Below are 9,817 nucleotides of genomic sequence, written 5' to 3'. Positions count from 1 at the left end.
AGTGACCTGCGAACCTGGGAATTTACCGAACCTTACCCGGGAGTACGCTTCAAGTTCCTATCGGACGTACGGTTCAAACCGTTTCAGCCCGTCTCAAAATGTGGACTGACCGCGCATTTGCCCATGGGTATCACGTTTCAGAGCATCTACCCCAGCACTGCCCCACTGCTTCCGTCGACGGAATGGGGCAGCGGTTGGTACCCGGGTGCTACCTCGCTGCCGCACCCTTGAGCTTGGCGATCCGGTTCCGCAGCCCCCACTGCGTGACCTTGAGGAGCGCCTCGCGAACGATCCCGCCGCTCATCTTCGATTCGCCGATCTCTCGTTCGGTGAACGTGATGGGAACTTCGCGGACGTCGAAGCCCTCCTGAATTGCCCGCCATGCGAGATCCACCTGGAAGCAGTAGCCGTGCGACTCCACCGCGGCGAGGTCGAGCTTCTCGAGCACCTCACGGCGGTACGCCCGGTATCCGCCGGTGATGTCCTTGATCTTCACGCCCAGCGCGAGCCGCGAGTAGATGTTCCCGCCGCGCGAGAGCCACTCACGGTGCTTCGGCCAGTTGACGACCGTGCCGCCCGGCACGTACCGCGAACCGAGCACGAGGTCGGCGCCGGCGTCCACCTGGTCGAGTAGGCGATGCAACTGCTCGGGCGCGTGACTACCGTCCGCGTCCATTTCGACGAGGACGGTGTAGTCGCGGTCCAGACCCCAGTGGAAACCGGCGATGTACGCGGCTCCGAGACCGTTCTTCTCGGTGCGGTGCATCACGTGGATGCGACCGGCGTCGTCACTCGACGCGAGGGCGTCCGCGACGTCGCCGGTGCCGTCCGGGCTGCCGTCGTCGACGACGAGAACATGCGTCCACGGCAGCGCCGCATGCAGGCGACCCACGATCAGGCCGAGATTCTCCCGCTCGTTATACGTCGGAATGATCACCAGAGTCCGTGCGCTCGGTGCCCCGCTCTGCCCGGAATCGGTCTCCGATGCCATGAGGATCCTCCCTGCCGGCAACTGCCGGCGCCTTCTCGGTACTGCGTTGAACCTTCTCGGTACTGCGTTGAATCAGTGTGCGAACTGTGCGTCGTCGTTGCACCACGGCGAACGCGACGGCAGCGACGGCGCCGACACAGAGAAGAACCTCCGGAATCGGGCCGAGCCGACTTGCCAGCGTAGTACCGGTGCGCAGCGGCACCTGTGACACCAGGGCCGCGGGTACGAAAAGTGAGGTTTCCGCCGCCGTGGACCCGTCGGGGCCGATGATCGCGCTCACACCGCTGGTCGCGGCGACGACGACGGCGCGGCCGTGCTCCACGGCCCGCACCTGCGACATGGCGAGCTGCTGGTAGGTCATCTCGGTGTCGCCGAACGTGGCGTTGTTGGTGGGGACGGCGAGCAGTTCGGCGCCGCTGCGCACCGACTGCTCGAACGCCCGGTCGAACGCCACCTCGTAGCAGGTCGCGACGCCCACGGCGATCCCGTCCGCGTGGACGACGCCGTCACCGTCGCCGGGAACGAAGTTGCCCGCCCGGTCGGCGTACGCGGAGAAGTGCCGGAAGAACCCGCGGTACGGCAGGTACTCGCCGAACGGCTGGATGATCTTCTTGTCGTGCTGCTCCTGTGGTCCCGCATCGCCGTCCCACACGATCACCGAGTTGGTGGTGGTGCGGTCGGAGTTCACCAGCACCGCGCCCACCAGAATGGGCGCACCGATCGCCTCGGACGCCCGGGAGATGTCGGCGGCGGCGTCGGCGTTGCGCAGGGGATCGATGTCGGACGCGTTCTCGGGCCAGACGACGAGGTCGGGCTGCGGCGCCACGCCCGACGCGACATCGTCGGCGAGTTCGAGGGTGCGGTTCACATGATTGTCGAGGACCCGCTTGCGTTGGTCGTTGAAGTCGAGTCCGAGCTTGGGGACGCTGCCCTGGATCGCGGCGACGGTGATCGTCCGGTCTCCCGAGTCCATGCCCGGCAGTGTCGGCCACAACGCGAGCGACACGACGGTCGCGGCGAGGGCGGCGACCAGGCCGCCTGCGAGCGGCCGCGTCCAGTTCGTGGCACCGCTCGCCCGGGCCCGCACCGTCACGGCGACGGATGCCAGTCCGGCGCCGGTCAGTGCGACGGCGAAGCTGAGCAGCGGGGCACCGCCGATGCTCGCGAGCGGCAGGAACCAGCCCTCCGACTGGCCGAACGCCAATCGCCCCCAGGGGAAGCCGCCGAACGGCACGCTCGCGCGCAGCCATTCGGTGAGCGACCAGCACGCCGCGATCCACAGCGGGGCCCAGCGGAGCCGGGAGACGAGCACGGCGAGCACCCCGAACAGTCCGATGTACAACGACTCGACCGCGGCGAGCGCAAGCCACGGGAGGGCTCCGACGAACACCCCGATCCACGGGAGCAGCGGCACGAGGAAACCGAGTCCCGCGAGATACCCGTAGCCGAAACCCGCGCGCAGTCTCGGTGCCGCACCCCCGGCTCCGGTGAGGATCAGCGTCAGCAGGGCGATGCCGATGGGTGCGAGGAACCACAGGGGCCGGGGCGGAAAGCCGGCGAACACGAGGAATCCCGCAGCCACCGACAGGACGGAACGCACCAGCACGCCGCGCTTTCCGATAGTCCAGCGAGGTGTGGTGCTACCGCTCATGGACGACGCTCCCCCGGTGCACCGAACGCAGCAGGACCGGTGTGGGCGCGTCGTCCTCGAGCCGCGGCAGGGCCGGAACCCGGGACCGGGGATCGGTCGACCACCGCTGCACGGAGTCCTTGGGCGCGCTGACGACGAGTTCCCCGGCATCCCACACGGCGTACGACGCGGGCGCTCCCGGGTCGAGCGTCCCGGCGAGACCGTCTCGGACCCCGCCTGCCCGCCATGCACCCCGGGTGGCCGCCGAGAACGCCGCGCGGGGGGAGATCCCGCTGCCGGGGGTGCGGTGATGGACGGCCGCGCGCAGCATCGCCCAGGGGTCGACCGGGGTGACGGGCGCGTCGGAGCTCAGCGCCAGCGACACCCCGGCGGAGGCGGCGGCGGCGAACGGGTTGAGGGTGAGGGCACGCTCGGTTCCCAGGCGCTGCGCGTACAGGCCGTCGGTGCCACCCCACAGGGCGTCGAACGCCGGCTGGACGCTGGCGATCACACCCCATTGCGCGAGCCGCGCCGCGTCGTCCCCGGTCATCATCTCGACGTGTTCGAGTCGGTGCCCGGCCTTCGCGACCGCGGGCCCGCCCAGGTCGGCGGCGACGACGGCGAACGCGTCGACCGCGGCCCGGACGGCGGCGTCGCCGATGACGTGGAACCCGGCCTGGATTCCGGCGATCGTGCAGGCCCGCACGTGGGCGGCGATCTCGTCGACTCCCAGGTAGCTCTTGCCGGTGCCGCCGTCCAGATCGGCATAGGGTTCGCTGAGCCACGCCGTGTGGGAGCCGAGGGATCCGTCGATGAACAGGTCGCCGCCCAGCGCGTGGGCGCCGGTGGCGTTCAGCAACTTCCTGGCCTCGTCGGCGTCGGTGACCGCCTCACCCCAGTAGCCGCGGACCTCGACGCCGTGCGGGGTGGCGAGGAGTTCCCGGAAATCGTCGAGTCCGGCGATGTCGGGCCCTCCGCACTCGTGCACAGCGACGATGCCGCGGGAGGCGATGGCGTCGAGTGCGGCGGTGCGGGCGGCGGAACGCTGCTCGGCCGTCAGCAGCGAGCGCGCGACGGTGCGGGCGGCGTGGTGCGCCTCGAACGTCAGCGGCCCCTCCGGCGAGAACCCGGCGGTGTCGCTCAGATCCGGGACCGACTGGCGCAGGGCGGTCGAGCAGACCGCCGAATGGACGTCGATCCGAGACAGATACACCGTGCGACCGGGTGCGGCCTCGTCGAGCTGCGCCGTGGTGGGACCGGCGCCTTCCGGCCACGCCGATTCGTCCCAGCCGTGTCCCCAGATGACCGCGTCGCCGTGGGTGCGGGCGAAGGAGGCGAGCCGGTCGAGGCATTCGCGAAGCGACCCGACACCGACCAGATCGAGCCCGACGATGTTCAGGCCGAGCGCCGTGAGGTGCACGTGGGTGTCGACGAATGCCGGGGTGACGAACGCGCCGCCGAGGTCGACCACGTCGGCGCCGGGATGCAGCGCGCGGGCCGCGCGGTCGTCGCCGACCCACGACACGACGCCGCCGGTCACTGCCATCGACGTGGCGTCTGGTGCAAAGGAACTGTAGATTCGGCCGCCGACCAGCAGTTGTGTAGTCACAGGCAACCAGTCTGCCTGTTAGGGCAGAACGTGGGGATCACGGGTCGGGGTTCGGGGTTCCTCGTCGATCACTTCGCCCTCGAAGACCTCGTCGACCACCTCCCCTTCGATCACCTCGCCGCGACCGCGTCGGGGTGCCCGCGCGAAGGCCTCCGCCCCGGCCGCGACGGTCGCGGCACGCCGGCCTGCCAGCAGGACCACGACGGGCCGAAGGGCCCACCGGGTGGGGGGAACGAGGAAGAGCAGACCGAGCACCGACGTGACCAGGCCGGGGACGAACATCAGCGCGGAGCCCAGTGCGACGAGCGCGCCGTCCGCGACCGCGGCACCCGGAGAGCCGTCGCCGCTCGCCGCCCGGCGCAGGCCGTCCATCACACGACGCCACTGCGACCGCATCAGCAGCAGTCCGATCAGCGTTCCACCGAGCAGGAGGAGCACGGTCCACAGCACGCCGATCGCGTGACCGACCAGGACGAGCGCGGCGATCTCCACCACTACGTACAACAGGAACAGTGCGGCGTACATGACGCCCCCTTTCGGACGGCCGGGTTCATCGAGGGTCTGGGGTCAACCGTCTGATCGTTCAACGCTCGACGGCGCAGTTTTTCTCCCGGCCGGAGATATCGAAGCGCTCACAATGCTAACCCTCAAGTTGACATTGAGACTCTGCGCATGATGCAGTTCACTGCGATGGGGGTCTTCCGACCCCGCGCACAACGAGGAGCCGATATGACTCGTTCCACCGTCTTCCGCCGAGCCGCAATCGTTCTCGCGTCCGCAGCCGCCTTCGGCATGCTGTCCACGGGACCGGTATCGGCAGCACCGGTCGCCGACTTCGCGAAGGGTGCCGCCGAACTGCAGGCGCTGGCCACCGAGGTCTCCCCCGCCGCGACCGCCGCCGTGGACGCCCTTCTCGGCGCCAGCGTGTTCATCCCGAAGGACGTGCTCGAGGTCGGACTCACCACACCACAGGACTTCATGTACCCGTCCCCCACCCTCGGGTGCGGCGTCGCCGACAAGCCCGCGACGGTCACGCTGGCGAGCGCCCAGGGCGGACCGAACCTCTTCCCCCAGATCTCCGCGAACCAACTCCGATTCCAGGCCGTCCCCGCCTACGTCGCGATCCCGCAGTCGTCCGATCTCAGCGTCGCCTGGATCAACCTCACGACGTTCCAGGGCGGGATCGTCAAGCTCGACGACAAGCTGCCGCTCATCAATACCCCGTTGCTGTCCAAGGTCGTCGACACCGGCAAGGGAACCGTTCTCGCGACGATGTTCGGCACGGTCGGCTACGCCGACTCCGTGACGTGCACCGTGGTCCCGACTGTCGGCACCTTCACGGTCTAGCCGCAGTTCGCTTCCCCACCCGCCGGCCTACGAGCCGGGTCGCACCAGGCCCGTCTCGTAGGCCAGCACCACTGCCTGCACCCGGTCGCGGACGTTCAACTTGGTCAGAATCCGGCCCACGTGCGATTTGATGGTCGACTCCGAGAGGAACAGCTGACCGGCGATCTCCGTGTTCGACAACCCGGTGGCCACCAGCTGCAGCACTTCCCGTTCACGCTCGGTCAGCACGTCGAGGACCTCCGGGTCACGAAGCGGGCCCGGACCGTCGTCGAGGAACTTCGCCAGCAGCCGGCGGGTCACCTTCGGCGACACCACTGCGTCACCCGCCGCCACACTGCGGATGGCCGACACCAGGTCTTCCGACGGGGTGTCCTTGAGCAGGAAGCCACTGGCCCCGGCCCGCAGTGCACCCATGGCGTGCTCGTCGAGGTCGAAGGTGGTCATCACCAGCACGCGGCTCGCGACCCCCGACTCCAGGATCTGGGCGGTCGCGCTCACCCCGTCCACCACCGGCATGCGGACGTCCATCAACACCACGTCGGGTTCGAGTTTGCGGACCGCGGCGACGGCGGCCGCGCCGTCGCTCGCCTCACCGACGACAGTGATGTCGTCCTGAGCGTCGAGCACCATGTTGAGGCCCATCCGCATCAGTTCCTGGTCGTCGACGAGTAGCACGGTGATCGGCACAGCGCCAACCTAACACCGCTGTCCCGGTGGGCGCCCGGCCCGCACGACGGGCACCGAGCGCCGCGGTCACGAGTGGGTAACCAAACCAAGACCGGCAGAAGCGCTGGCATACGCTCGAAGTCTGCCTATGATCGAACCGGCGGCCAGTCGGAGTGCCCACAGATCGGGGTGTCCAGATGCGAATCGCGGATGTGTTGCGGAACAAGGGTCCGGCCGTGGTGACGGTCGATCCGGAGATGCCGGTCAGCACGCTGATCGGCGAACTCGCCAGGCACAATGTCGGCGCCCTGGTGGTGACGGAGAACGACGCCGTCGTCGGGATCGTCACCGAACGCGACGTGGTGCGCCGCATCCACGAACGCGGCCCCGACATCCTGAATGCCCGGGTCGTGGACATCATGACGACGTCGGTGTTCGCCTGTCTCCCGACCGACACCGTGGACAGTCTCGCCGAAACCATGACCGAACGCCGGATCCGGCACCTGCCGGTGATCGTGGACGGGCAGCTGGTCGGCATCGTCAGCATCGGCGACGTGGTGAAGAGCCGGATCGGCGAGTTGCAGACCGAACGCGACCAGCTCGAGTCCTACATCGACCACGGCTGAACGAGAACCTCATGGCCCTGTTCGTCGTCGAATACACGTACAGCCCCGAGACGTCGTCCCTCCGCGACGATCACCGGACGCAGCATCGTGGGTGGCTCACCGAACTCGTCCGCCGCAAGGTGATGCGCTCGACCGGCCCCCTCGCCGATGGCCACGGTGCGCTGTTCATCGTCGACGCCGAGGACGAGGACGCCGTCGCACGCCTGTTCACGCAGGATCCGTTCGCCCAGGAGAATCTGGTGCAGAAGGTGCAGATCCGCGGATGGACGCCCGCGATGGGCGAATTCAGCGAGTAGGACGCACGTCACACCCAGCCGAACAGGGCTCGGCTCCGAATGCCTCTAGCGGATCGTTCTGCGCACGCCGCGATGATCGCTGGACCAGTCGTCGTCGGGGCGAAACCACGAAGGAAGTACGCATGCCCGGGTTCCCCCTCGCACCGGCCGACAGCGTCGGCCACGACGCGTTCACATCGCTGGTCTCTCTTCCGCGCCCGGTCTGCGTCTACGACGACCGACGGCAACTGGTGTTGACGAACCCTGCCCTCGCCGACCTCGTCGGATACCGATCGGACGAATTCGATCGTGTGGACCTCGCGGAATTGATGCACCCGTCGGACGCGCCGCGATGGTTCGGCCTCGTCCGGGGTGTCCTCGACACCGGTACCTCCGACGCCGGGTATGCCCGCGTCCGGCACAGGAACGGGAACTGGCTGTGGGCGCACGGGTTCGCCTCCACGTTCACGTCCGCGGACACCCGCTTCGTCGTGCTCGTGTGGCAGGACAGGACCGACGAGGTCTGGAACAACCCGCGCTTGCTCGACAAGGCCGGCGTCGCTTCGGCCGACGTCGTCCGTTCGCGGGCGATCATCGAACAGGCCAAGGGTGCGCTGATGCTCGTCTACTCCATCTCCGCGGACGCCGCCTTCGACCTCCTGACGTGGCGGTCACAGGAGACGAACACGAAAATCCGCGTGATCGCCGACCAACTCGTTCTCGCGTTCGGCGACGAAATCCACACGCCCGCTTCGTTTCGCGACCGTTTCGACGCTCTGCTGCTCACCGCTCACGAGCGGCACCGCCGATAGGAAAAGCCCGGGGGCGGTCCCGCGACCTGGGGGCTCAACCCGCGGAACCTGGGCCGGTGGTGCCACCGGTGACGCTTCCGACCCTGGAGCGTCGATTTCCCGTCTTGTCGAATGACTAAACAGTCGACGGGCACCAGCGAGTGCGCGCGGTGCGACTCTTCCGGGGACCGGGACCGTGCGGCCGTCGAATTCGGTGGCTGCCAGCAGCAGTCGCGGCTCCGGTCTCTAGGATGTCGCGGTGTCCACAGGATTGCTGAACGAACCGCTCGAGCGGTCTGCCCCGCCACCGGTACCGAGAGCGTTCCGGGCGCCGATGATCCTCGCCGCGTCCGGCGCGGTGGTGGCCGCCGTGTTGTTCTGGATCGTCTCCGGCAGCCTGACGGACGATGCCTACATCAGTTTGTCGGCCGCCAGGAACCTCGCCGTCCACGGGGAGTGGGCGATCGTCCACGGCCTGACCGCGAACACGTCGACGTCCCCGCTCAACGTGCTCGTGCTCGGGGCACTGACGTTCCTGACCCGGTTGTGGGGCCCGGGCGATCCCCTGTTGGCACTCGGAATGCTCAACGTCGCGGTCACCGCCCTGTTGGGCTGGGTGCTGGCGCGGATGTGCCGGCGGCTCGGCCTCGGGTCCGGGTGGGCGGTGCTCGCCGGCGCGCTGGTGGTGTTCAACCCGTTCGTGTTGTCCGCGGTCGGGCTCGAGGTGCTGCTGATCCCGGCGGCCGTCGCGGTGATGGTGTGGTTCGCGGTCGAGGGCAGGACCGCCTGGTTCGGTGCGGCCGCGGGGATGGCGACGCTGGTACGTCTGGACCTGCTCGTTTTCGTTGTGGTCATCGCCGCCCTGTCACCGGTGATTCGCACGCAACTGCGCCGCGCCCTCGCCGGCTTCGCCGCGATCGCCGGGCCGTGGTACCTGTTCAGCTGGGTCGTCCTCGGTTCGGCGCTGCCCGACACCTTCCTGATCAAGCAGGGCCAGGCCTCCGACGTGGGCGGATACAACTATCTCACCGGCCCGATCATGTACTTCGAGTCCAACCCGTGGCGGACCGTGGCGGCATTCGGTCCCGCGGCCCTCGCGCTCGTGCTGATTCTCGTCGCGCTCGCCTCGTACGCCAGACCGTGGAAGCGACCGGTGCCGGTGCCCGTGCCGCTGCTCGCGCTCGGCTTGTCCGGTGCCCTCTACTACGTCGCCTACGTCGTGCTCGACACCGTGCCGTACCACTGGTATTACGTGGCGCCGGCGACCACGCTGGCGATGTTCGCCGTCCTCGCCGCCGGCATCCACTGGAGCGCCGCGCGCGACACCCCTGACCGCGCCGTCGCCGGCTCGCTGGCCGGCCTCCTCGCTGTGCTGGGAGTCGGCGCCGTGTACTACGACGTCGAGAGCGGTCTCCCGTGGGACGCGCCGCCCATCTTCGGTAACTGGGCGAGCGCGCAGGACTACGAGCGGGTCGGCCGGGCGGTCGGGACACTCGTCGGGGAGGCGCCGGTGCGATCCCCCGGTGAGATCGGGACCCTCGCGTACTTCTGTGAGTGCGTGATCGTCGACGAGTTCTCCGACCGCGGATTGGTGGTCGAGGACCGGTTGGTGCCCCGTCTCGCGGAGGCCACCGAACCGGCGCGAACGTTGCTGCGCGCCAATTACGCCTTCTTCGACTACCGGCTCGCACCCGTGAACCCGGCGTTCGATCTCCGGTACGAGGAAGGCCGTGGTCCCGGCGGTCCCATGTCCTGGGACGTGTTCTCCGCCGCCCGCGGAGCCGGTCACTTCATCCTGGTGCCGCTCACCGCCGGCTGACGCCGTCGCGCGGCCTGCCCTCGAAGACGGTCCGTGCGTTGAAAAGGTGCGGATCCATCGGAT

At 68.7% G+C, this 9,817-nt stretch carries 10 protein-coding genes; 5 read left to right on the top strand and 5 right to left on the bottom strand.

The genetic code is table 11. The features are described from left to right. Positions 1 to 208: 208 nt before the first annotated feature. Genes JVH1_RS36735 through JVH1_RS36720 form a run of 4 tightly spaced genes read right to left on the bottom strand, consistent with a single transcriptional unit; the run spans position 209 to position 4,755 of the window. On the bottom strand, positions 209 to 991 hold the full coding sequence (locus tag JVH1_RS36735; protein ID WP_043777425.1) for a polyprenol monophosphomannose synthase: 783 nt from the start codon (positions 989 to 991) through the stop codon (positions 209 to 211). Continuing rightward, entirely contained in the window at positions 918 to 2,642 is a 1,725-nt protein-coding gene (gene lnt / locus JVH1_RS36730) for an apolipoprotein N-acyltransferase (protein ID WP_043777428.1), read from the bottom strand. Before lnt ends, JVH1_RS36735 begins: the two co-directional genes overlap by 74 nt. After that, positions 2,632 to 4,236: an amidohydrolase gene (locus tag JVH1_RS36725; protein ID WP_011593466.1), complete on the bottom strand. Its 1,605-nt coding sequence runs from the start codon at positions 4,234 to 4,236 to the stop codon at positions 2,632 to 2,634. The genes lnt and JVH1_RS36725 overlap by 11 nt, the downstream gene beginning before the upstream one ends. 12 nt (positions 4,237 to 4,248) lie before the next feature. Then, complete coding sequence (locus tag JVH1_RS36720) at positions 4,249 to 4,755, bottom strand: FxsA family protein (protein ID WP_009472693.1); 507 nt, start codon at positions 4,753 to 4,755, stop codon at positions 4,249 to 4,251. A gap of 204 nt (positions 4,756 to 4,959) precedes the next feature. Here JVH1_RS36720 and JVH1_RS36715 point away from each other — a divergent pair, with 204 nt between their 5' ends. Continuing rightward, a complete protein-coding gene (locus JVH1_RS36715; protein WP_009472694.1) occupies positions 4,960 to 5,577 on the top strand; it encodes a hypothetical protein in 618 nt (205 codons plus the stop codon). Positions 5,578 to 5,604: 27 nt separating this feature from the next. Here JVH1_RS36715 and JVH1_RS36710 read toward each other — a convergent pair whose 3' ends face one another. Then, positions 5,605 to 6,264 carry a response regulator transcription factor gene (locus JVH1_RS36710; protein ID WP_009472695.1) on the bottom strand — a complete coding sequence of 220 codons (660 nt, stop codon included), beginning with the start codon at positions 6,262 to 6,264 and terminating at the stop codon, positions 5,605 to 5,607. A gap of 176 nt (positions 6,265 to 6,440) precedes the next feature. Here JVH1_RS36710 and JVH1_RS36705 point away from each other — a divergent pair, with 176 nt between their 5' ends. The 4 genes from JVH1_RS36705 (at position 6,441) to JVH1_RS36690 (ending at position 9,754) form a co-directional block, all read left to right on the top strand. Beyond that, positions 6,441 to 6,869: a CBS domain-containing protein gene (locus JVH1_RS36705; RefSeq protein ID WP_009472696.1), complete on the top strand. Its 429-nt coding sequence runs from the start codon at positions 6,441 to 6,443 to the stop codon at positions 6,867 to 6,869. Between the two features lie 11 nt (positions 6,870 to 6,880). Beyond that, the gene (locus JVH1_RS36700) at positions 6,881 to 7,165 is read left to right on the top strand and encodes a YciI family protein (RefSeq protein ID WP_009472697.1); all 285 of its coding nucleotides are present in this window, start codon (positions 6,881 to 6,883) and stop codon (positions 7,163 to 7,165) included. Between the two features lie 122 nt (positions 7,166 to 7,287). After that, positions 7,288 to 7,956: a PAS and ANTAR domain-containing protein gene (locus JVH1_RS36695; protein WP_009472698.1), complete on the top strand. Its 669-nt coding sequence runs from the start codon at positions 7,288 to 7,290 to the stop codon at positions 7,954 to 7,956. 238 nt (positions 7,957 to 8,194) lie between these two features. Beyond that, positions 8,195 to 9,754, top strand: coding sequence for a membrane protein (locus tag JVH1_RS36690; protein WP_009472699.1), 1,560 nt, complete (start codon positions 8,195 to 8,197; stop codon positions 9,752 to 9,754). Positions 9,755 to 9,817: the final 63 nt, after the last annotated feature.

The sequence above is a fragment of the Rhodococcus sp. JVH1 genome, from assembly GCF_000280725.2.
In the GTDB taxonomy this organism is placed as follows: domain Bacteria; phylum Actinomycetota; class Actinomycetes; order Mycobacteriales; family Mycobacteriaceae; genus Rhodococcus_F; species Rhodococcus_F jostii_A.
This window is presented reverse-complemented; position numbering and strand designations above follow the sequence as displayed.

What these genes read in the sequence shown, in the direction of transcription:
- JVH1_RS36735 (WP_043777425.1), bottom strand. Translation starts at nt 991, where the DNA reads ATGGCATCGGAGACCGATTCCGGGCAGAGCGGGGCACCGAGCGCACGG.
- lnt (WP_043777428.1), bottom strand. Translation starts at nt 2,642, where the DNA reads ATGAGCGGTAGCACCACACCTCGCTGGACTATCGGAAAGCGCGGCGTG.
- JVH1_RS36720 (WP_009472693.1), bottom strand. Translation starts at nt 4,755, where the DNA reads ATGTACGCCGCACTGTTCCTGTTGTACGTAGTGGTGGAGATCGCCGCG.
- JVH1_RS36715 (WP_009472694.1), top strand. Translation starts at nt 4,960, where the DNA reads ATGACTCGTTCCACCGTCTTCCGCCGAGCCGCAATCGTTCTCGCGTCC.
- JVH1_RS36705 (WP_009472696.1), top strand. Translation starts at nt 6,441, where the DNA reads ATGCGAATCGCGGATGTGTTGCGGAACAAGGGTCCGGCCGTGGTGACG.
- JVH1_RS36700 (WP_009472697.1), top strand. Translation starts at nt 6,881, where the DNA reads ATGGCCCTGTTCGTCGTCGAATACACGTACAGCCCCGAGACGTCGTCC.
- JVH1_RS36695 (WP_009472698.1), top strand. Translation starts at nt 7,288, where the DNA reads ATGCCCGGGTTCCCCCTCGCACCGGCCGACAGCGTCGGCCACGACGCG.